Raw genomic sequence first — 23,158 nt, forward strand, 5'->3', positions numbered from 1 at the left:
GTCAGCCCCAGAGCTGAACGCCCTGGCGCTCACCGTGGGAGTAGTACTCGTTGATGGTGCCCAGCATCTGCACGGCGGTGGCGGCCTTGGCCGTCATGTCGGCGGCGGCCTGGTCCCACTGCGCCTTGACCTGGGTGTAGGTCGCCTGGGCGTCGCTGGTCCACGCCTGGAGGTTGATCTTGGCCTGGCTGTCCAGCTCGGCCAGGGTCTGGTTGAGCTTCTGGGTGATGGCGTTCATCTCGCCGACGATGTAGTCGACTTGCTCCATCTGGACGGTGTACGTGCTCATGCTGCGTTCTCCTCGACTGGGACGGGGTGCCGGGGCGGTGCGGACCGCCGCCGGCGGTGGAAGGGGGTGGCTCAGACCGGGAAGCCGGGCAGGCCGGTGACGCCGGAGGCCATGGCGGAGGCCACCTGGCCGGCGATCTGCTGGGTGTTCTCGTGGGTGTTGGCGTACACGTTGGTGTTGGCCGCGAGCTTCTCCAGCATCGTGGTCAGCGCCTGGTTGACCTTCTGGAAGTCGGTCAGCCAGTCCTGCATCGCCTGGTGGTAGATCTGCGCGGCCTCGCCGCTCCAGCTGCCGCGCAGGCCGTCGATCTGGCCCTCCATCTGCGCGTACGAGCCGCTGGCCTCGTCCAGGGCGGTCTGGAAGGTGCCCTGGGCGGCCGTCATGCCCTGGATTTCCACGGAGGTCAGTGCCATGGGTACGTCCTTTCATTTCGGGGGTCGCACGGCGCTCGCGCACCGTGCGGGGTCACGGAGCCGGGGTCAGGAGTGCACCAGGGGTGCGGTGCCCGGCGTCCGGGGCTCTTGGGGGGCCGGGACGGCCTGCGGCGGCGGGGCCGGTGCGGCAGGCGGAACCGGTGCCGGGGGTACGGGCGGCAGGTCCTCGACGGTGACGGTGCGCGCGCGGGCCGAGCGGGCCAGCGCGTCGCCCAGCCGGTGCGCCGCGAACGCGCCGCCCTGCGGCGGCTGCGCGGCGTACCGCGCGACCAGCTCCGTACCCGCCGCCTCGCCCAGTTGGAAGCCGAGCGAGCGCAGGCGGCGGTCGGTGAGCGTCACGAGCTCCTCCGCGCGGTACGCGGCGAGTTCGACGTTCTCGGCGAAGGCCTCCATCAGGTCGGTGTGCTCGCTCAGCACCTCCATGACGTGCGGCGCGCTGCCGCTCAGGGCCAGGACCACGCCCGGCCCCGAGGCGGCCAGTCGGGTCAGCGACGTCAGCACGGCGGTGCGGGCGGCGGGCGCGCGCTCGGCGAAAGCGGGGTCGAGGTCCAGCAGGAGGAGTCCGCCTTCCGCCTCGGCGCAGGCGGCGGCGAACCGGAACCCGGGCTGCTCGGCCCACCGGGCCGGGACGGTGGAGAGCGCCAGCCGGTGGGTCACACCGGTGGGCAGCAGGCCGAGTTCGGCCAGGCCGCGCCCGTACAGTCCGGCGAGCGCGCGACGGCCGCCGCCGGGCGGGCCCTGGAGGATGATGTTGCCCAGGCCGGCCAGCGGTTCGCCGGCGTCGCGCAGGCGGGCCAGCTGTGTCAGGCGGGAGCGCAGGGTCCGCCGGGCGCCGTCCAGGCCGACGAGGGCGTCGATGCGGCGCAGCGCGGGTGTGTCGAGCGGGAGAGCGCCCTCGCTCACGGGGACCGGCACGGCGGGTGCGGTGGGCTCGGCGGCCTGGGTGGCCGGCTGGGTGGCCGGCTGGAGGCCCGCCTGGTCGCCGGGGACGGTGATGACGTCCTCGCCGCTCAGCCGGCTCAGTTCGCTGTCGTCGGTGGGCGGGTGGACGGCCAGCCGGGACGCCTGCCGGCTGATCATCTCCTCGAAGACCTGCCGGGCGACGCGGCCGTTGCCGAACGTGGCGCCCTTCGGCACGTCCTCGAAGTAGCGGTTGAGGGCCTCCAGGGCGCCGGCGTCGAGTTCGTAGAAGTGCTTGGCGCACAGGCCGCGCACGATCGTGACCAGTTCGGCGGGGCTGTAGTTGGGGAACTCGACGGTCCGGGCGAAGCGGGAGGCCATGCCCGGGTTGGAGGCGAGGAACTGGTCCATCTGCGCCGAGTAGCCGGCCACGATGACCACGATCTCGTCGCGGTGGTCCTCCATGAGCTTCATCAGGGTCTCGACGGCCTCCTGCCCGAAGTCCGGGCCGCTGCCCCGGGACTGGTTGGTCAGGGTGTACGCCTCGTCGATGAAGAGGACGCCGCCGAGCGCCTTGGTGAAGACCTCGGTGGTCTTGATCGCGGTGCCGCCGATGATCTGGGCGACCAGGTCGGCGCGGGCGACCTCGACGATGTGGCCCTGGCTGAGGATGCCGAGCTCGGCGAGGACGGCGCCGTACAGCCGGGCGACGGTCGTCTTGCCGGTGCCGGGCGGTCCGGCGAAGACGAGGTGGCGGCTCATCGGCGGCATCGGCAGGCCCATCTCCTGGCGCCGCTGGGCCATCTTGTTGACGTTGATCAGGCCGGTGACCTCGTGCTTGACGCTCTCCAGGCCGACCAGGGCCTCCAGTTCGGCGAGCGGTCCGGTGCCCAGGTGGCGCGGCGCGCCCGCCGGGTCCGCCGGTCCGTGCCCGTCGCCCGCCGCGGGCGCGGTCCGCTCGTCGCCGCCGGTGTCGAGGCGCTCGACGGAGACCCTTCCGCCGGACTTGAGCTGGTGGACCGCCGTGCCGCCGTTGTCGCGGATCTCGCAGTCGTGCACGCGCACCGGCTCGTCGGTGTTGCAGCGCACGCCGTCACCGGAGTTGTCGAAGACGGCGCAGTTGTCCAGTTCCGCGCGGGAGGACGCCTGGACGTTCAGGCCATGGCCGCGCGCGCCGCTGATCCGGCAGCCGACGGCCGTCACCGCGCCGCCGCCCGAGACCTTGATGCCGTCGGCGTCCGAACCGGCGAACCCGCTGTCGCGGGCGGTGAGTTCGCAGTCGGGGCCGACCACGGTCCGGCAGCCCTCGAGGAGGCCGGCGGTCAGCTCGGCGCGGGCGCCGCCGGCCATCGCCAGGCCGGTGCCCGCGGTGGCGCGCAGGCGCAGGCCGGTGAGCGACGCCTGCGCGCGGTCGGCGAGGTCCAGGCCGATGCCGCCCGGACCGCCGTCCATCGTGAACTCGGCCTGCCGCAGCGCCAGTTTGGCCTCGCCGGTGGCCCTGGCGGCGACGCCCGCGCCCGTCACCGTGAGGTCGGCGCAGTCCGCCTCGCCGCCAGCCTCGACCAGCAGGCCCACCGGCGTGCCGGCGATCCGGCAGTGCTCCAGCTGCGCCCGCGAGCCCGCGGCGACCTGCACGCCGCCGCTCGCGGCGCCCTCGATGACGCAGTTGCGCAGGACCGGGGCCGCGCCGCCGCTGACGTGGACGGCCTGGCCGCCCGAGCCGGTGAACGTGCAGTCGGTCAACAGGGTCTGGACGGCGCTGGTGAGGTAGGCGTCCAGGGCGGCGCTGCCGGTGACGGCCAGTTTGCGCAGGTCCGCGCGGCCGTTCTGCTCGACGGCGATCGCGGGCTTGCCACTGCCGTCGATGCGACAGGACTCGACCAGCGCGGTGCCGTGGCCGTTGACGCAGATCCCGTTGCCCCGGGCGCCCTGGACGGAGCACTCGCGCACGGTCAGCCGCCCGTGCTCGGCGACCACGACGGCCGACGAGCCGACGTCGGTGATCTCGCAGCGCTCCACGACGTTGCCGCCGCCGGAGGTCACGACGATCCCGGCGCCCTGGGTGTTGGTCACCGTGCAGTCGCGCAGCCCGAGCACGCCTTCGTGCCAGGCCAGGACCGCCGCCCAGGCCTCGCCCTCGACCCGGCAGCCGTCCAGCGCGGCCTGCCCGCGCCGCACGTCCAGGACCGGTGCCTCGCGGTCCGCGCCGCTCAGGTGCAGGCCGGACAGCTGGACGGCCTCCGCGTCGAGCACCACCGTGCTGCCGGCCGCGGAGCGGATCTGCACGGTGCCGGCCGGGCCCTCGGCGGCCAGCGTCACCGCCTTGGTGACCGTCAGTGCCTCGTCGTAGCGGCCCGGTGCGACGGTGATCAGTGCGCCGTCCACGGCGTCGGCCAGGGCAGCGGCGATGGAGCGGTGGGCACCGGGCCGGTCGGCGGCCACCAGGAGGACTTGCCTGGTCACTTGTCTGCTCCCTCGATAGGTGCACGGGTGCCCTGGGCGGCGCGGGCCGACAGCTCGGGCGGGGTGGTGATCAGTCCGGGCGGGGCGGCGAGCGGCGGGCCGCCGTGCCCCGGGCCTCCGTGGGCGGGCAGTTGCTCGGCGGCCTGGGTGAGGCCCTCCAGGGCGATCTCGTCCAGCGGCAGCCGGGGGGCGTCCGGGTCGGCGTCCTCGTCGCCCTCGGACGGCAGCAGCTCCCGCAGCAGCACGGGTTCCGTGGCGGATCCCGCGCGCAGCACCTTGAAGGCCGTCCCGGGCGGGAAGAGCACGCGGTCGGGGTCGGAGGGGTCGAGCAGGCTCGTCCGGCGTGCGGTCATCGACCAGATCAGGAAGTCGGTGGTGCCGTCGCCGGGCGTCTCGGGCACGGTGATCCGCGCGGTGCAGAACGCCCATTCGGTGGCGGCCCTGCCCTCCTCGTACCAGTCGAGCTCCGGGCCGGTGACCGCGGCCCGCAGGAGGGCCACACCCCGGTACGAGGGCAGGCGGTTCAGCCCGGACGCCACGCAGCGGGCCAGCGGCACGTGCGGGCCGGCCGTTCCGGCGCGCACGGCGGCGTCGACGGCGGCGCTGTCGCCGGAGAGGTAGAGGCGTACGGCGACGAGGTCGGTGAGGGCGTCGCCGTCCAGTGCGCGCGAGGAACTGCGCAGGCCCGGCGACTCGGACATCACCCGGGCCACCGTGCCCGCGACGGCGTGGTACTGGGCGCTGAACTTGCGGCGCACCCAGTCGCGTTCGCGCTCCAGCCCGCGCTCGGGCGGCAGCGCGAGGGCGGCGGCCGACGGGACGGGCTGCACGCGTACGGCGGTCGCGCGGGTCGCGGCCGGGGGAGCGGCCGACGGGGTGGGCGCCGCGGGCGCGGGTGCCGGGGCGTCGATCGCAGGCGTGGGATCTACGGGCGGCGCGCTGGGGGCGCCGGACTCCAGGCGGATGCGGGGCATCGCCGGGACGGGCGCAGGGGTGGGTGCGGGCGTCGCCGGCCGGATGTCGCCGGCGTCGGGCGCCACCGGCGGTTCTGCGGGCGGGAGTTGCGGAGCGGCAGGCGCCGGCGTGACCGGCGGCGCCGCCTCGGGCGCCGGGGCGGGCGTCGACGGCTCAGGGCGGGCGGCAGGGGCGTTCGACGGCTCGATGGACGGCAGCTGCGGTGCGACGGGCGGGAGCGGCGCGACCGGCGCCGCGGGCTCCGGCGGGGAGACGGGGGCCGGCGGAGAGCCGGGGGCCGGCGGAGCCGACTCCAGCAGGGACGTGAGGACCGGGGGACCCGTCGGGGCGGGCAGGGGCACGGGGACGGGGACGGGGACGGGGACGGGGACGGGGACGGGGACGGCCTCCGACTCCGTCTCCAGGCCGGGGACCTTCGGTTCGAAGGCCGGAGCAGGCCAGTCGGCGACCGGGCCCGGAGAGGACGTCACCAGCGACGTCGGCAGCGGCAGCGGCGCGGAGACGGGCTCCGCCACAGGCTCCGGGCCGCTCACCGGCACCGGATCCGGCTCGATGACCGTCCCGGCGGCGGGCGCGGGTGCACTCACCGGCACCGGGCCCGGCTCGACGACCCTCTCCGCAGCGGCCGTCGACACGGGCGCCGACGCTTCGGGTGACGCGACCGGCGGCTCCACCACCCGCACCGCGGGGGCGTCCGCATCCGCGTTCCACGCCGGCGGCTCCGCCAGGTACCCGGGCGCCGGCGAGTAGACCACCTCGCCCTGGAGGGCCGGCGCGCTGCCGGCGGCATCGGCTGCCGCCGGCCCCGGCGACAGCACGACGCGCTGGCGCAGCGCGTCCGCCAGCACCTGTCCGAGCGCGCCGCTGCCCTCCGGCAGCGCGACCGGCCCGAAGTGGACGAACCGCACCCCGGTGCGGGCCGAGGGCAGCACGGTGCCCCAGAAGCGGGTCACGTCGGCCAGCGGCACGGCCGGTCCGCCGGGGTTGCCCAGGACCACGGTGAGCGCGTTCGGGTGGCCGGGCAGGGCGGCGATCAGCCGGTGCCGTCCGGCCGTGGGTTCGGCGGGTCGGGCGCTGCGCACCCACACGCCGCCGGGCACGGGCTCGACGACGCCGAGCGGGCTGGTCTGCCAGATGCGGTCGTAGGTGGCGAACTCCCACAGCGGCTTGGGGTAGCGGTGCGAGTCGCGTTCGGCCGCGCGGCCGGGCCGCAGGCGCAGCCAGCCGGTGCCGCTGTCGGCGGGGACGAACAGGCCGCCGCCGGCGGTGGGCAGAGCCTCGCCGTCGGGGGTGAGGACCGTGCGCCGCAGCTGGTCGGCGATCCGCTGGCCGACCGGCGGGCCCTCGACCGAGGGGTGGAAGACCAGGCGGAGGCTGCCGGGGCGGCGGGCGAGCAGGTCGGCCAGCGACGGCCAGGCGGCGTCGAGGTCGGCGGGCAGCAGGTCCACCACGACCAGCGTGTGCTCGGGGTCGGGCGTGAGCGCCCCGGCGAAGGCCAGCGCGCTGGGCTCCGGCGGTCCCTTGGGGTGGACCAGCAGCGCGTGGCCGGCGGTCCGGATCCGCAGGGCGGGGCCGGCGGCGCGGGCGGGCTTCATCGCGAGGCGCACGGCTAGCCTCCCTGCACGGTGTCGGCGGCGGCCCGGGCGGTGAGGGTCGGGCCGTGGCCGAGGAGCTTGAGGAGGTCCTCCGGCAGCGCGGTGGCGGGCGCGCCGGTGATGCCGAGAGCCGTGCCGGCGCGGCTGTCGCCGAGCGGGTAGGCGATGCCCTGATCGGTCACCAGGAACGTCTGGGCGTTGCCGTTCTGGCGGGCGAGCTGCTCCAGGTCGACGGCGAGCATGCCGCGGGTCGGCGGGACGAGCACGGTCCGGGTGCCGGTGGCGGCCTGGCCGCTCTCGACGACCAGCTGGCTGGTCAGCCTGGTGCCGTCCGCGCGCTGGCGCAGGCACGCGGTCTGGGCCCCGGCGTCCAGGCCGGGGGCGCCGAGGACGTCGGGCAGCGCGGTGAGCAGCGACTGGTCGGGGGAGACGGGGGCGGCGGCGATGTCGGTGGCGCCGACGGTCAGGACGGCCGGGGCGCCGGGGCGGGCGGCCAGCAGGGCCGCCGCGGTGGCGCTGGCCGGGGCGACGCCGGCGTCGGTCATCACGTAGGAGTGCTGGACGCCGCCGGTGGCCGTGCGGAAGAGCTGGCCGACGGTGACCTCGTGCCCGGCGACCCGGCCGGCCGGCTTCCCGGCGTCCGGGACGGCCGCGGCGAGCGGGGCGCCGGTGGGCAGCGCGCCGAGCCAGTTCTGCGGGGCGGGCACCGGGCGGTCGCCGTCCAGGCCGAGCGCGATGAGCGCGGCGTCGGAGGGCACGGGGTAGCGGACGCCGCGCCACAGCAGCCAGTGCGAGCCGTCGGGGGCGGCGAGCAGCACCTGCCGGTCCTCGGGGAACGCGGCGGTCTGGCCGTCCGGGGCGAGGTCGAGCAGCTGGCCGTTGACGAGGTCGGGCCGCAGGCACCAGGTCCAGGGCCCGGGCAGCAGGCCCGCGGGCGCGGGCAGCGAGTCGGGGGCGCCGGGGATGCCGACGGGGGCGCCGTGCGGAGTGGTGCCGAGCTCGGCGCCGGAGACGGTGTGGACGGCGTTGCTCCTGCCGCCGAGCAGGAGGGCGGAGGCGTAGTTGCGCACCGGCCGGAGCTGTCCGTCGAGGAGCAGGTACCGGTTGCCGGTCTGCTGCTCCACGATGATCGACCCGGGGTTGCGCCAGCGGGTGTCCGCCACCGGCGCGATGAGCCCGTAGACGGCGAAGCCGACGCAGAGCAGCACCACGACGCCGGCGCCGAGCACGGTGGCGAGCGTGGCCCGCCCGGTCGGTCCCTCGCCGCGGCCGACGTCGCCCCGGACGAGGGCGGTGGCCAGGCGGGCCATGGCGAAGCGGTAGGCCTGGAGGTGGTCGCGTCGTGTCTGCATGCCCGGCCCCCGCTCAGCTCGCCAGCACGCGCAGCGCGCTGTAGACGTGCAGGGCCTGGAGGACCAGCGGCAGCAGGGCGATCACGGTGGCCGTCTCGAGGATGTCCCCGGCGTGCCCCCAGATCGGCAGCAGCCGGTCCGTCAGCCGGGGAGCGCGGACCAGCAGGAGGACGGCCGCGGCGAGCAGCACGGCGGGCACCAGGATCCGGGCGGCGGTGCCGTGCGAGGCGGCGTGCGCCAGCAGGAGCAGCGCCAGGCCGAGCGTGCCGGCGAGCACGGCGGAGACCCGCTGCAGGACGCCGGTGAGCCCGCGCGAGCGCAGCAGCACCGCGCCGGCGAGGACCAGCGGCAGTGCCCAGTTGATCCAGCCGGGCTCGCGCACCAGGAACCAGAAGGCCACCGCGTACAGCACCGCCGAGGCCAGCGCCAGCGCGTCCAGGTAGTCGTTGGCCGCCCCGGCGGCGCGCTCCAGGCGGGCCTGGGGTTCGGGGGTGATGTCCTGCTGGAGCTCCTCGGCGTCGTGCGGCAGGGCGGGCACCCGCACCCCGGCCAGCCGCAGCGCCAGCCGGGGGCCGAGCTGCCCGAGCACGAACAGGGCCACCGCGACCACCGCGAGGGCCTGCGCGGCGTCCCAGTGCGCGACGTGGACCAGGCCCGCACCGGCCGCCGCCGCGACCGCGGTGAGCAGCGCGGTGCCCGGCAGCAGGAACGGCAGCGGACGGACGATCAGCAGGACGGCGCAGACGACGGCCGTGGCGAGGGCGCCCGTGAGGACCCCGGCCGGGCCGAGCAGGAACGCGTGGCCCGGCCCGCCGCGGAGGGTGAGCCCGGCGAGGGCGGCCAGGGCCATGGCGCCGACGGCGGCGGTCAGCACGGTGCCGCGCCGCGCGCCGGGCCGGGTGCCCACCAGGCAGGCGGCCGCCAGCAGCGCGGCGGCGCTCACGCCGGTGGTGGCGGCGGTGAGCGGTCCGGGGCCGCCGCTCAGCAGGGCGGCGACGAGGACGGCCAGCAGCAGGGCCCCGGCCGCCAGCGCGAGACGGACGGTGGCCACCGGCTGCCAGCGGTCCGTCCGGCCGCCGATCACCTGGGCCACGCCGTCGGCGACGTCGTCGAAGTGCAGCGCGGGCAGCGCCGCCTCGGCGGGCCGCAGGTGGAGCACGTCGCCGTGCTTCAGCCCGAGGCTCTCGGGGGTGCCGTCGGGGTCGAGGGGGTCCTCGCCGAGCCGCTGGAGCACCTGCACGGTGCCGCGCTCCTGCGGGCTCAGCGTCAGCCGCCCGAGGAGCACGGGGAGCAGGGCCGAGACGGGGGTGGAGACGGGGACGGACACGTCGAAGCGGCCGTCGGTGTGGACGACGGTCAGCCGGCACACCTCGGTGACCGGCGGGGCACCGGCGGGCGCGGGGGTCGACATGCTGCTCCTGGACGGCGAAGGGGCGGACGGGACGGCGGACGGGGTGCCGGGCGGGAGGACGGTGGTCACGCGGGCGTCACCAGCCCGGTCTGGACGAGGCGCACCGCCCGGCGGGTGACGAGCTGGGCGCGCCCGGCGGGCAGCGTGCGCGGCTTGGCCTCGCCGAGGAACTTGCCCTCCTCCTTGGGGTAGGAGAAGAGCAGCGCCGGGTTGCCGAGCTCCCACATCCGCCGCAGGACGGGGTCGGTCATCGACCGCATCGCCCCCGAGGTGCTGCGGGCGATGACCACGTGCATCCCGATGTGCTGCCCCTGCGCGAGCAGTGGGACGAGCGGCGCCAGCGGGGTGGGTGCGCCGGGCGCCCCCGCGAGGAGGTCGTAGTCGTCGACGACGACGAACAGCCGCGGGCCCTCCCACCAGTCGCGCTGCGCCAGTTGCTCCGGGGTGATGTCCGGTCCCGGCACCCGCTTGCCCACCGAGTGGGCGGCGTTCGCGGCGAGCTGGGCGAGCGAGTCGCGGTCGACGACGTAGCCCGCCCGGTACTCCTCGGGGACGGAGGAGAGCAGGCCGCGCTCGGGGTCGGCGACGACGATCCGGGCCTCGTCGGTGCTGAAGCGCGAGGTGATCGCGCGGACCGCCAGGCGCAGCGCGTTGGTCTTGCCGGTCTCGCCGTCGCCGAACACCATGAGGTGCGGGCTGGTCGAGAAGTCGTGCCAGGTGGGCTCCAGGCGCTGCTCGTCCCAGCCGAGGCAGAGCCGCAGGTCGCCCTCGGAGGGCGGCAGTTGGTCGGCCGGCAGCCGGGTGGGCAGCAGGCGTACGCCGGGGGCGGGGGAGCCGGTCCAGAAGGCGTCGATCTCGGCGACGGCCGCCTTGGTGGCCGGGGTGAGGTCGGCGGTCCCGCCGGAGCTGTCCAGGCGCGGCAGCGCGGACAGGAAGTGGTGCCCGCCGGCGGTCAGGCCGCGGCCGGGCTGGTGCGGGACGGCGCCTGCGATCCGCGAGCCGACCTCGGACTCCAGCGCGTCGCCGAGGCGCAGTTCGAACTTGGTGCCGAGCAGGTCGCGCAGACGCGGCCGCAGCTCGGACCAGCGCACCGCGGAGGCCAGCAGGTGCAGGCCGAAGGACAGCCCGCGGGCGGCCAGGTCGATGACCCTGGCCTCCAGGTCCTCGAAGTCCTGGCGCAGCGTCGACCAGCCGTCCACCACGAGGAAGACGTCGCCGTACGGGTCGTCGATCTCGCCGGCCGCCCGCAGCGCGCGGTAGGCGGCCATCGACTCCAGGCCGCGCGAGGTGAACTCGCGTTCGCGGCGCTCCAGCAGCTGTGTCAGCTCCTCCACCGTGCGCAGCACCCGGTCGCGCTCCAGGCGGGTGGCGACCGAGCCGACGTGCGGCAGGCCGGCGGTGGAGACGAGGCCGCCGCCGCCGAAGTCGAGGCAGTAGAACTGGATCTCGCCCGGGGTGTGGGTGAGTGCCAGCGACAGGATGAGGGTGCGCAGCATGGTCGACTTGCCGGTCTGCGGGGCGCCGGCGAGCCCGACGTGGCCGTCGGCCCCGGACAGGTCGGCGACCAGCAGCTCGCGCAGCTGCTCGTAGGGGCGGTCGACGACGCCGAGCGGGACGCGCAGCGTGCCGAGCGACGGGTGGCCGGCGGCGCTCATGCCGCGGACCGGGTCCGGCACGATGCCGGGCAGCAGCTCGTCCAGGCTGGGGGAGGCGGCCAGCGGCGGCAGCCAGACCTGCCGGGCCGGCGGCCCGGTCTCCTCCAGTCGGCCGACCAGCACCTCCAGGAGGCTCTCGGCGTTCGCCTGTTCGTCGGGCGCGGCGGCGGCCGGCTCGGGGCGCCCGGACGGGGCGAGCGCGGCCAGCGAGTCGTCGGCGTTCTCGGAACGCAACGCGCCCTGCCGCTCCAGGCCGAAGTCGGTCAGCACGCCGGACGCGCCGGCCTCCTGGGCGGGCTGCTCGTCGGCGGCGAGCGGCTCGGGCGCCGGGCCGGAGACGTAGGCGGCCTTGAACCGCACCAGGTTGGTGGTGTCGATCTTCAGGTAGCCGTTGCCCGGCGAGGACGGCAGCTCGTAGGCGCTGGAGACGCCGATCACGCTGCGCGACTCCATCGCGGAGAAGGTCCGCAGGGCGATCCGGTAGGAGAGGTGGCCCTCCACCTTGTGGATGCGGCTCTCGTCGAGGCGCTGCGAGGCGAGCAGCAGGTGCACGCCGAGGCTGCGCCCGAGCCGGCCGATGGAGACGAAGAGGTCCACGAACTCGGGCTTGCTGGCGAGCAGTTCGGAGAACTCGTCGACCACGATCAGCAGCGAGGGCAGCGGGGCGAGACCGGCGCCGGCGGCCCGCGCCTTCTCGTAGTCGAAGAGCGAGGAGTACCCGGCCTCGCGCAGCAGCTCCTGGCGGCGGATCATCTCGCCGTTGATGGAGTCGCGCATGCGGTCGACGAGGTGGATCTCGTCGGCCAGGTTGGTGATGACCGCGGAGGTGTGCGGCAGGCGGTCCATGTGCAGGAAGGTCGCGCCGCCCTTGAAGTCGACCAGGACGAGGTTGAGCACCTCGGAGGAGTGGGTGGCGGCCAGGCCCATCACGAGGGTGCGCAGCAGCTCGCTCTTGCCGGAGCCGGTCGCGCCGATCAGCAGGCCGTGCGGGCCCATGCCGCCCTGCGCGGACTCCTTGAGGTCCAGCTCCACGACCTCGCCGTCGTCGGTGACGCCGAGCGGCACGGTCAGGCGGGCGGACTGCACCTGCCGGGGGCGCCACTTGGCGGCGACGTCGAAGGTGTGCGGGTCCCGCAGGCCGAGCAGGGTGACGAGGTCGAGGTCCGATTCGAGCGGCCGGTCGGCCAGGTCCACGCTGCCGCTCGTGCGCATCGGCGCCAGCGAGCGGGCCAGTGCCTCGGCGGCGGTGGCGCTGAGCGCGTCGGCGTCGGCCGAGTCGGTGTCCTCGCCGGAGGCGAACTCGACCTTGCCGTCGTGCACGGTCAGCCGCAGCACCTTGGGGCCGCCGGGCATGGTGCCGGTGACGTCGAGCAGCACGACGTTGCGCAGGCCGCCGCCGGACAGGCGGGAGTTGGCGGGGATCCGCACGCCCTGGGCGACGACCACGACGAACGGCTCCGCGATGCTGGGCGAGGCCGCCGGGTCGTGCTCGGGGCGGTCGCGGACCTCCTGGCCGAGCAGGTCCAGCAGGGTCTCGGGGTCCTCGGCGGCCAGGCGCGCCGGACCGGCGGCGTCCTCCTCGCCGGGGTGGGCGTTGTGCGGCAGCCACTTCAGCCAGTCCCACTGGGCGCGGGCGCCCTCGTCGCCGAGGAACACCACCCGCAGCTCGTCGGGGGAGTGCAGCACCGCCAGCTGACCGACGATCGCCCGCGCGAGGCCCAGCGCGTCCTCGGCCCTGCCGGCGAACTCGACGCTGCTGAAACGGCGCAGACCCACCGGGACGGGCAGACCGGGGACGCTCTGGTGGGCGTGCGTGAAGCGGCGCAGCGACACCGCGCACAGCGGTTCCAGGTCCTCGACCGGCTTGGTGCGCGGCGGCAGGAACTCCAGGGCGGCGCGGCGCGCGCCCAGCCCGATCCGCACCCGCGCGAAGTCCTCGTGCCCGGGGCGCCGCTCCCACAGCCGGGTGCCCCGGGCCAGCGCCCACAGCTGCGACGGGTCCGGGTGGTCCCAGAGCAGGGCGGCGCGCTGCTCGGCGGCGGCCTGCCGGGCCTGGACGCGCTTCTGCGCCAGGTAGCGGAGGTAGTCGCGGCGTTCGGCGCGCATCCGGCGCCGGCGCTCGGCGCCCGGGCGGCCGATCTGGGTCAGCGTCATGCTGACCATCGCGACGCCCATCATCCCGGACATCATGTACGTCGACGCACCGCCGCCGCGCATGGAGAACATCAGCACCATCGCGCCGGCGCCCAGGCCCATCGGCAGGTACATCAGTGCGGAGCCGAGGTCGGGGGTGGCGGGCTCGCCCAGCACCGGGGGCTCGGCCAGTTCGATCTGCCCCTCGGGGAGCGGGGGGCCGTCGGCGCGGGGCGGGCGCTTGACGAGGACCGTGCTCAAATCCCGTACTCCGTTTCCTCTTCTCCGCGGAGGAACGAGCTTGCCCCCGGTCGATCACCGTGGGATACGCGCGCGGTCTACGCGGCCCGGAGCCGCCTCGGCAGAGGGCCGCGGTGCGGCGAATAGCGCCGGATATCGGGCGGATATCGGGGGCTGGGAGGCTGTGGCCGCAAGCGGTGCCGTGCACGCGGCCACTGCGAGGGGAACCCGTGCGCACGAAGGTGCGCTCGGGAGCAGCGAGGAGGGCCGGCGACATGAAGGTCTGGAACAACACCGGGTCCTGACCCCGGCGGGTCACTGCCCGCCGGGGTCGCCGTTCCGGCTCCGGCGGGCTACGCGACGCCCACGACGTAACCGGTCTTCGCGGGTGAGTCGGGTGCGTCGGCCGAGCCGTCCAGCCGGGCCAGCACCTGCCGCACGTCCTCGGCGTCGGGCAGTCCGAGCCCGTCGAACAGCTCCTCCGCCTCGCGCAGCCGGTCGAGGGCCTCCTCGGTGCGGCCGAGGCCGTCGAGCGTCCTCGCGACGATCACCAGGGCGTGGCCGCGGTCCCGCTCGGCGGCGAGCTCCCGGCAGTCGGCCAGCGCCCGCAGCGCCTGGTCGAGGGCTTCCTCGTGACGGTCCAGCAGGCGCAGCGTGTCGGCCAGGCGGTAGCGGGCCTGTGCCTCGCGCAGCGGGATCCCGGCGGCCCGGCAGATGCGCAGGCACTCCTCCAGCGCGGTGACGGCCTGCTGGTGCTCGCCGAGCTCGTGCGAGGCCAGGCCGAGCACGTAGAGGGCGTAGGACAGGCCCGTCCACTCCTCCGCGTCGGTCAGGCCCGGCAGCAGCCGGCGGCAGGCGGCGGCGGCCTCGGCGGGCCGGCCGTCGCGCACCTGGGCGAGCGCGGAGTTGAGCGCGGTCGCGGTCTGCCCGGCGCGGTGGCCGAGCGCGCGGGCGAGTGAGTTCGCCTCGTCGTAGAGGCGTACCGCCTCCTGGTAGCGGTGCTGGAACTGGGCGAGCACGCCGAGGTCGTTCAGCGCCTGCTGCAGCACCACGACGTCGCCGCCGGCCCGGCAGGCGTCGGCCGCGCGGCGGCTGTGCTCGGCGGCCTCGTCCAGCCGGGCCGCCTGGACGGCGAGGTTGCCGCGGATGAACTCGGCGCGGCCCAGCGAGCGCTGGTCGCCGAGTGCGTCGGCCGCCTGCGCGACGGCCGCCGCCGCGCCGGTGAGGCGCTCGTAGCGCGGGTCGGCGTCGAACGGGCTGAGCGCGACGAGCAGGTCAGCGGCGGCCCGGACGTCCTCGACCGGTGCCGCCCGGTCGGCCGTCGCGAGGACGGTGGTGATGGCCGCCTCGAACTCCTCGGCCACCCAGTCGGCCGCCGCCTGGGCGTCCTCGAAGGCGGGGCCCGGGGTGAGCGCGGGGGTGAGCGCGGTGCCGATCGGATCGCCGGGCACCAGCTGCTGGAAGGCGGCCGTGGCGTTCGCCAGCAGGAAGTGCAGGTGGTGGCGCCGGGCCGTGGCCTGCTCCTCGGCGCCGTCGGGGCCGGTGATCTGGAGGGCGTAGACGCGCAGCAGGTCGTGGTAGCGGTAGCGGCCGGGCCGCGGGGCGGTGAGCATGCCGGCGTCGACCAGCGACTCCAGCAGGTCCTCGGCACGGCGCGGCCCGGTCCCGAGGACGGCCGCCGCGGCCTGCACGCCGATGTCCGGCCGGCACACCGTGGCGACCACCCGGAACGCGTCGGCCTGCTCCGCCGTCAACTGGCGGTAGCCCCACTCGAAGGCGCCCGCCACGGCCAGGTCGCCCAGACGCAGCTCGGCCATCCGGTCCTGCTCGGCGGCCAGCCGGTCGGCCAGCCGGGCCACCGTCCAGGCCGGGCGCGAGGCCAGCCGGGCCGCCACGATCCGCACCGCCAGCGGGAGCCGCCCGCAGTGGCGGATCAGCTCGCCGACGGCCGCCGGGTCGGCGGCGACCCGCTCGGCGCCGGCCGTGCGGGCCAGTAGCCTGCGCGCCTCGGCGACGCTGAACACGTCCAGGTCGACCTGGACGGCGGTGGCCAGGCCGAACAGCCGGGCGCGGCCGGTCACCAGGACGGCGCAGCGGGCCGAGCCGGGCAGCAGCGGGCGGACCTGGGCGGCGTCCCGGGCGTTGTCGAGCACGACCAGCACCCGGCGGACGTCCAGCAGCGAGCGGAAGAGCCGGGCCCGGTCCTCCAGCGCCTCCGGGACGGCGCCCGGTGCGATGCCGAGGGCGGTCAGGAAGCTGGCCAGCAGCACGTTCGGGTCGGCCGGTGCGTCCTGGTCGCCGCGCAGGTCCGCGTACAGCTGGCCGTCGGGGAAGTCGGCGCGCAGCCGGTGCGCGACCCGCAGGGCCAGCGCCGTCTTGCCCACCCCGCCCATCCCGGAGACCGCCGCGATGGGCAGCGCGGTGTCCCCGGCCGGTTCGCGCACGGCCGCGGCGAGCGCGCTGTGCAGCGCCTCCAGTTCGGCCTCCCGGCCGGTGAAGTCGGCGGTGTCGGCCGGGAGTTGGGCCGGCACCGGGCCGGGCTGCACGGCCGGTGCCGGACGCGTGGCGGCCGTGCCGAGGAGGGCGGGGTCGTTGCGCAGGATCCGCTGGTGGATCTCGCGCAGCTCCGGGCCCGGGTCGACGCCCAGCTCCGCGGCGAGCAGCCGGCGGGCCCGGTCGAAGAGCGCCAGCGCGTCGGCCTGGCAGCCGCTCTGGTAGAGCGCCCGCATCAGGAGCGCGTACGGCCGCTCGCGCAGCGGGTGTTCGGCGGTGAGGCCGCGCAGCACCGGGATGGCGAGGGCGGTGTCGCCCAGCTCCAGGTCCAGGCCGCAGCGCTCCTCCAGCAGGCTGGTCCGCAGCTCGCCGAGGCGGGTGCGCTGCTGTTCGGCGAACGGTCCGGGCACCCCGGTGAGCGGCTCGCCGCCCCACAGCTCCAGCGCCTCCGCGAACAGCCGCCGCACCTGCGCGGGCTCCTCGCCGCCGCGCGCCGCGCCGATCGCGGCGGCGGCCAGCTTCTCCATGTGCAGCGCGTCCACGGCCCCGGTCGGCACGACGGTGCGGTAGCCGTCGCCCACCGAGGTGAGGATCACCGGGGCGTCGCTGTCGTGCTCCAGGACCTTGCGCCACCGCCAGGCGTAGGTGCGCAACATGGCGGACGCGCTGGCCGGCGCCTCGTCGCCCCACAGCGCCTCGATGAGTTCCCCGGCGCCGGCCGCCCGGCCGTCGCGCAACAACAGTGCGGCCAGCATCGCCTGCTGCAGCGGCGATCCGACCGGTAGCCCCTCGTCCCCGTACTGTGCCCGCATCGTGCCCAGCAGGAAGAACCGGACGGGATGGATCATGGACTGCGGTCCCCTCGTGCGTGACGCCCAGGCGTCCCGGTGAGGGCCCGAGGCCGCCATGTCCGATGTGTGGTCCCGGGTTCCCCGCCTCCCCGAGGGGCGTCATTATTCGTATTACTAGCACATCCTTGTCATGGCACCGCATCCCGGCGATCGTGACCCTTGACGCAGCGTCAGCGTTCGTCCACGATCGACGGCTGCCCGGTCGCTGTCCTGGCGAAACGAGCTCCGGTCGGGGCGGGAATGGGCGGTCGGAAAAGCAGACGGTTCCACTCCGCCGAAGATTTGACCAAGGTTTTGGGGATCGTCGCCGACCCCGCGCCCTAACGGACCGCCACGCCGACCAGGCAGGTGTCGTCGTCCGTGTCGGCACTGCTGTACTGCAGCAGGTGGTCCAGGTGGCCTTCGAGGCCGTCCGGGCTCGTCAGCGACTCGCGGTGGGCGCGTTCGGCGAGGGCGGTGAGGTTGGCCAGGGATGCCTGGAGGGACTCGTCGCGGCGCTCGATCAGGCCGTCGGTGTACATCACCAGGGTGTCGCCGGCCCGGAGGACGAACTCGTCCTCCTCGTAGTCGGCCTGGTCGAGGGCGCCGAGCAGGATGCCGCCGACCTGCGGGAGGGTCCGTGCCCGGCCCTCCCGCAGCAGGACGGGCGGGGGGTGGCCCGCGCGGGCCCAGCGCAGGCGGCGGATGGCGGGTTCGTAGAGGCCGCAGACCGCGGTGGCGGTGACGTTGTCGGTGAGGTGGTGCGTCACGCTGTTGAGCCAGCTCAGGAGTTGGGCCGGCCCCGCCCCGGTGGCGGCCAGGCCGCGCAGGGCGTTGCGCAGCGCGACCATGCCGGTGGCGGCCTCGATGCCGTGCCCGGCGACGTCGCCGACGCACAGCAGGACGTCGCCGGTCGGCAGCGCGAGGGCGTCGTACCAGTCGCCGCCGACCAGGTGGTCCTTCTCGGCGGGCCGGTAGCGGACGGCGACGCGCAGGTCGTGCAGGTCCAGGGGGCCGCGGGCGGGAGGCATGATGGCGTGCTGGAGCTGGAGGGCGAGACGGCTGCGCTCGGCGGCCTGCTGTTCGCTCTGGGCGAGCTGGTCCCGGGTGGCGGCGAGGGCGACCTCCGTCCAGTGCTGGGCGGAGATGTCCTGGTAGGCACCGCGGACGGTGCGCAGCCCGCTGCCGGGATCGCGCACCGGCTCGGCGACGACCCGGATGTGCCGGGTGACGCCGTCGGGGCGCTGGAGGCGGAAGGCGGTGGACGCGGGCCTCCGGTGGTGCAGGAGGGTGCGCAGGAACCGGCCGATGGTGTGCCGGTCATCGGGGTGGGCGTGCTCCGCCAGCTGGTCGAGGGCGATCGGCGGCGCGCCGGGTGCCAGGCCGTGCAGCTCGAACAGGGTGTCGCTCCAGGCGATCTGACGGGTGCGCAGGTTCTCCTCGAAGCCGCCGATCCGGCCCAGGCGCTGGGCGTGCTGGAGCAGCCGGGCGACCCGCGGGGTGCCGTCGTCCAGCCGCCAGACGACCACCAGGTGGGTGCCGTGCCGGCTGATGCTCACCTGGGCGCGGGTGGCCAGCGGCACTCCGTCGACGAGGGCGGCCAGACGCATGTCCTGGGTGCGGAAGGGTTCACCGGTGGCGAAGACGTGCTCGATCTTCTCGGCCAGGCCGCCCGGCTCGGCGGCCAGCGGGTACGCCTCCAGGAAGCGGGTGCCGACGATGGCGCCGTTGGGGCGGCCGGCGAAGTCGACGAAGGCCGGGTTGACGTGCCGGACGACGAACCGCGGCGGCAACTCGTCGTCCGGCGCGAGGCGCAGCACGAGGCAGGGGTCGAGGAGGCCGTCCGTCAGCTGGCGCAGCTCGTCGAACCGCGCGTCGGCGGGATCGGCGGCCGGGAACTCCTGTCCGTCCCAGGACTCCAGCGTGGCGGCGGCCACCTCGGCGAGCGCCTCGAACTGCCGCTGGAGCGGCTGGGACTGCCGGGGCAACGCCTCGCGCCAGCAGATCTCCAGCACGCCGATCAGCCGGCCGCCGAGGCCGGCCGGCACGGCCAGCCGCCCACCGCGGATCTCGTGCTGGCCGATCGAGGGGAGCGAGGCGTCGGCGAGCGTGTGGTAACCGACGGCCGAGCGCTCGTCCAGCGCCCGGCGGGCCGGCGTCGGCACGCCCGGCGGGACGTGGCGCCAGCGCCGGGCCTCCTCCTGCGGGAAACCGGCGCTGCCCGCGAGGGACAGCGACAGGTCCGGGTGGGCCGCCCACACGGCCACGGCGGCCACACCGAGCGGACGCAGGGCGTGCTCCAGCATCGAGCGCGCCGCCGTCGCCGCGTCGCCGCCCGCGATCGTGTCCGCCTCCGTGCTCCGCAGCGCCACCGGATCCGCGCTCGGCGCCGCAGCCCCGGCGACGAAGTCCCTGGCCAGTGCCGAGATCCGGTCCGCCGCGGCCTGGTTGACCAGGTCGGCGGCCAGCGCCAGCGTCGTCACCCCCGCCTGCTCGGCGAGGCCCTCCAGCTGCCGGGCCGCCTCGGTGGGGGCACAGCGCAGACGCTCCACCAGCACGCCGACGGCCATCTCGACCACGGCCCGCCCCGCCGAACCGGCCTGTGCCCGGTCCAGCTCCTCGCGCAGCCGCTCCACCGTGCTCGCGAGCAGTCCCACCGCCGTCACCGTGCGGTGGGGCTCCTGCTCCGGCGGGGTGCCCGCGCCGCTGTCGCCGCCGGACGCGCCGCGCTGCGCCCCGATCTGGGCGCCGGCCCCCGGCTCGGCCGCCGGGGCGCGGCCGGCGGTGAGGGGTTCGTGGGGCTGCTGCACGTGGTGGCTCCTGGGGTCTGGACCGCTGCTCCGGTGGGCGTCTACTGCGTCAGGTGGTGGGTGATGCGGCTGATCACCTCGTCCGCGTCGACCGGCTTGGTGATGTAGTCGCTCGCGCCCGCCGCCAGGCTCTTCTCGCGGTCGCCGATCATGGCCTTGGCGGTCACGGCGATGATCGGCAGGCCCTCGTGCTCGGGCATCGCGCGGATCGCCGCAGTGGCCGTGTACCCGTCCATCTCGGGCATCATCACGTCCATCAGGATGACGTCGATCCCGGGGTGGGCCGTGAGGGACTCCAACGCGGCGCGGCCGTTCTCGGCCTGGAGCACCCGCATGCCGTGCAGTTCCAGGATGCTGGTGATCGCGTACAGGTTGCGGTCGTCGTCGTCGACGACGAGCGCGGTCCGGCCGGAGAGCGCGGCCTGGCCGCCGGGACTCCAGGGGGCCACCCGCTCCTGACCGCGCTTCGACGGCAGGGCGCCGCCGGGGCGGTCGGCGCTCATGTGCAGGGCGATGCGCTCGCGCAGCTCGTCGAGGCTCGAGATGAGCTCCAGCGGCCGGTCGCCCTGCCGCCGGACGGCGTCGGCGTGCTCGGCGGTGACGCCCCGGTTGTTGTGCGTCAGCACCGGAACGGTGTGCAGGGCCGGGTCGCCCTCCAGCTCGGCGAGGAGGGTGGAGGCCGTCCCGTCCGGCAGGTCCAGCTCCAGGACGACGCAGTGGCACGGTGCGGTGGCGAGGGCGCTCGCCGCCTCCTGGGCCCCGACGGCGGTGACGATCTCGACCTGCCGGTGCCCGGCGGAGTAGCGGGCCAGGTCGGCGACGGCGTTCTCCGCGACCAGGGTCAGCAGGCCGTTGGGGCGGCCCTCCACCACGAGGAGGCGCCGCGGCCGCCCCGGGTGGGCGTGGTCGGCGGCGTCGTGGTCCTTCTCCGCGGACGGCCCCGGCACGAAGCCGCTCGCTGTCCCGGACGCTGCCGCGGGTTCGGCACCGGCGCACTCGGAGTGCTCGACGGGGAGGTAGAGGGTGAAGACGGTGCCCCGGCCCAGGGTGCTCTCGACGGTGATCGCGCCGCCGAGCAGGTAGGCGATCTCGCGGCTGATGGACAGTCCGAGGCCGGTGCCGCCGTACTTGCGGCTGGTGGTGCCGTCGGCCTGCTGGAAGGCGCCGAAGACGGTCTCCAGGTGCTGGGGCGCGATGCCGATGCCGGTGTCGGTGACGCGGAACGCGAGCACCGGGCCGCCGCGCCGGACGCCGTCGGGCAGTTCGGCCTCGGCGGCCGGCTCGATGCGCAGCTCGACCCGGCCGTGTTCGGTGAACTTGACGGCGTTGGACAGCAGGTTGCGCAGCACCTGGCGCAGCCGGTAGTCGTCGGTGCGCAGCCCGCCGGGCACGCCGGGCGCCGTCCGCACGGCGAAGGCGAGGTTCTTCTGCCCGGTCATCGGGCGGAAGGTGGCCTCCACGTAGTCGAGCAGCGAGTGCAGCGGCACCGCGTCGACGCTCAGGTCCATCTTCCCGGCCTCGATCTTGGACAGGTCGAGGATGTCGTTGATGAGCTGGAGCAGGTCGGAGCCGGCGGAGTGGATGATGCCGGCGTACTCGACCTGCTTGGCGGTCAGGTTCCGGGTGGGGTTCTGGGCGAGCAGCTGGGCGAGGATCAGCAGGCTGTTGAGCGGGGTGCGCAGCTCGTGGCTCATGTTGGCCAGGAACTCCGACTTGTACTTCGAGGCGAGGGACAGCTGGTGGGCGCGCTCCTCAAGCTCCTGGCGGGCCTGCTCGATCTCCAGGTTCTTCGTCTCGATGTCGCGGTTCTGTGCGGCCAGGAGCTCGGCCTTGTCGCCCAGTTCGGCGTTGGAGAACTGGAGTTCCTCCTGGCGGGCCTGCAACTCCGCCGAGCGAGCCTGGAGTTCGGCGGTGAGCCGCTGGGACTCGCCGAGCAGCTCGTCGGTCCTGGCGTTGGCCATGATGGCGTTGACGTTGACGCCGATCGTCTCCATGAGCTGGTCCAGGAAGTCCCGGTGGACCTGGGTGAACGGCTGCACGGAGGCAAGTTCGATCACGCCGAGGACCTGCTCCTCGACGACGATCGGCAGCACCACCAGGGACAGCGCCTCGCTGCGGCCGAGACCGGAGGAGACCGTCAGGTACCCGGGCGGGAGGGCGTCCACGGCGATGGTCCGGCGGCTGCGCGCGGCCTGTCCGACGAAGGACTCGCCGAGGCGGAAGCGGGTGGGGCGCTCGCCGTCGGGGAACGCGTAGGAGCCGACGAGCTGGAGCGTCGTGCCCTCGGGGCCGTCCTCGGCGAGGTAGAAGGCGCCGCACTGCGCGTCGACCAGCGGGGCGAGTTCGTCCATGACGGACTCGGCGACCACGCCGAGGTCGCGGCGGCCCTGCATCAGGGCGGAGAAGCGGGCGAGGTTGGTCTTGAGCCAGTCCTGCTCCTCGTTGGCGCGGGTGGTCTGGCGCAGGGACTCCACCATGAAGTTGACGTTGTCCTTGAGGTCGGCGACCTCGCCGGAGGCGTCCACCGTGATCGAGCGGGTGAGGTCGCCCGCCGCGACGGCGCTGGTGACCTCGGCGATCGCGCGGACCTGCCGGGTGAGGTTGCCCGCCAGCTCGTTGACGTTCTCGGTGAGGCGCTTCCACGTGCCGGAGACGCCGCCGACCTTGGCCTGTCCGCCCAGTCGCCCCTCGGTGCCGACTTCGCGGGCCACGCGCGTCACCTCGTCGGCGAACGAGGAGAGCTGGTCGACCATCGTGTTGATGGTCTCCTTCAACTCCAGGATCTCGCCCCGGGCGGTGACGGTGATCTTCTGCGACAGGTCGCCCTCGGCGACCGCCGTCGCCACCTGCGCGATCGCGCGGACCTGGCCGGTGAGGTTGCCCGCCATCGAGTTCACCGAGTCGGTGAGGTCGCGCCAGGTGCCCGAGACGCCCTCGACACGGGCCTGGCCGCCGAGCCGGCCGTCGGTGCCGACTTCGCGGGCCACGCGCGTCACCTCCCCCGCGAAGGAGGACAGTTGGTCGACCATCGTGTTGACGGTGTTCTTCAGCTCCAGGATCTCGCCCCGGGCGTCGACCTCGATCTTCTGGGTGAGGTCCCCGCGGGCCACCGCCGTGGTCACCTGCGCGATGCCTCGCACCTGCCAGGTGAGGTTGCCGGCCATCGCGTTGACGGAGTCGGTCAGGTCCGCCCAGGTGCCCGACACCCCCGGCACCTGCGCCTGGCCGCCGAGCCGGCCGTCGGTGCCGACCTCCCGCGCCACCCGGGTGACCTCGGAGGTGAAGTGCGACAGCTGGTCGACCATCCCGTTGAACACCGAGGCGATCTCGCCCAGTAGCCCGTGCGCGTCACCGGGCAGCTTGGTGCTGAAGTCGCCGTCCCGGACGGCGGTGAGGCCCGCGAGCAGTTGCCGGAGCTCGGGCTCGTTCACCAGTGCGGCATCCGGCCCGTTTCGCGAGCCGTTGGACGTGGTGGGGCCAGCCATCGAACGTCGCCTCCGTAGAACGCCGGGCCGGGGCCCGCCTCCGGTCGTGCGCACCACCGGGGCGGGCCGGGCGGCGCCGGTCGCTGCTCCAGG

10 protein-coding genes are annotated in these 23,158 nt (G+C 75.3%); all 10 read right to left on the minus strand.

From position 1 onward, the window contains the following. Position 1 precedes the first annotated feature (1 nt). The 10 genes from AB0C76_RS05175 to AB0C76_RS05220 all read right to left on the minus strand — a co-directional run bounded on the left by AB0C76_RS05175 (position 2) and on the right by AB0C76_RS05220 (position 23,065). Complete coding sequence (locus AB0C76_RS05175; protein ID WP_359959918.1) at positions 2 to 289, minus strand: hypothetical protein; 288 nt, start codon at positions 287 to 289, stop codon at positions 2 to 4. A 71-nt stretch (positions 290 to 360) separates the two neighbouring features. After that, complete coding sequence (locus AB0C76_RS05180) at positions 361 to 702, minus strand: WXG100 family type VII secretion target (protein ID WP_359959921.1); 342 nt, start codon at positions 700 to 702, stop codon at positions 361 to 363. Between the two features lie 66 nt (positions 703 to 768). Next, positions 769 to 4,086: a right-handed parallel beta-helix repeat-containing protein gene (locus AB0C76_RS05185; RefSeq protein ID WP_359959924.1), complete on the minus strand. Its 3,318-nt coding sequence runs from the start codon at positions 4,084 to 4,086 to the stop codon at positions 769 to 771. Further along, the gene (locus tag AB0C76_RS05190) at positions 4,083 to 6,668 is read right to left on the minus strand and encodes a hypothetical protein (protein ID WP_359959927.1); all 2,586 of its coding nucleotides are present in this window, start codon (positions 6,666 to 6,668) and stop codon (positions 4,083 to 4,085) included. Before AB0C76_RS05190 ends, AB0C76_RS05185 begins: the two co-directional genes overlap by 4 nt. A gap of 2 nt (positions 6,669 to 6,670) precedes the next feature. Further along, positions 6,671 to 8,008 (minus strand): type VII secretion protein EccB, encoded by a 1,338-nt coding sequence (gene eccB / locus AB0C76_RS05195; RefSeq protein WP_359959930.1) that lies wholly within the window; start codon positions 8,006 to 8,008, stop codon positions 6,671 to 6,673. A 13-nt stretch (positions 8,009 to 8,021) separates the two neighbouring features. Next, positions 8,022 to 9,419: a type VII secretion integral membrane protein EccD gene (gene eccD, locus AB0C76_RS05200; RefSeq protein WP_359959933.1), complete on the minus strand. Its 1,398-nt coding sequence runs from the start codon at positions 9,417 to 9,419 to the stop codon at positions 8,022 to 8,024. A 65-nt stretch (positions 9,420 to 9,484) separates the two neighbouring features. Then, complete coding sequence (gene eccCa, locus AB0C76_RS05205; protein ID WP_359959936.1) at positions 9,485 to 13,468, minus strand: type VII secretion protein EccCa; 3,984 nt, start codon at positions 13,466 to 13,468, stop codon at positions 9,485 to 9,487. A 332-nt stretch (positions 13,469 to 13,800) separates the two neighbouring features. Continuing rightward, the gene (locus AB0C76_RS05210; RefSeq protein WP_359959939.1) at positions 13,801 to 16,788 is read right to left on the minus strand and encodes a BTAD domain-containing putative transcriptional regulator; all 2,988 of its coding nucleotides are present in this window, start codon (positions 16,786 to 16,788) and stop codon (positions 13,801 to 13,803) included. Positions 16,789 to 17,111: 323 nt separating this feature from the next. Continuing rightward, complete coding sequence (locus AB0C76_RS05215) at positions 17,112 to 19,580, minus strand: SpoIIE family protein phosphatase (protein WP_359959942.1); 2,469 nt, start codon at positions 19,578 to 19,580, stop codon at positions 17,112 to 17,114. A gap of 41 nt (positions 19,581 to 19,621) precedes the next feature. Then, positions 19,622 to 23,065: a HAMP domain-containing protein gene (locus AB0C76_RS05220; protein WP_359959945.1), complete on the minus strand. Its 3,444-nt coding sequence runs from the start codon at positions 23,063 to 23,065 to the stop codon at positions 19,622 to 19,624. Positions 23,066 to 23,158: the final 93 nt, after the last annotated feature.

Source organism: Kitasatospora sp. NPDC048722 (genome assembly GCF_040650235.1).
Taxonomy (GTDB): Bacteria; Actinomycetota; Actinomycetes; order Streptomycetales; family Streptomycetaceae; genus Kitasatospora.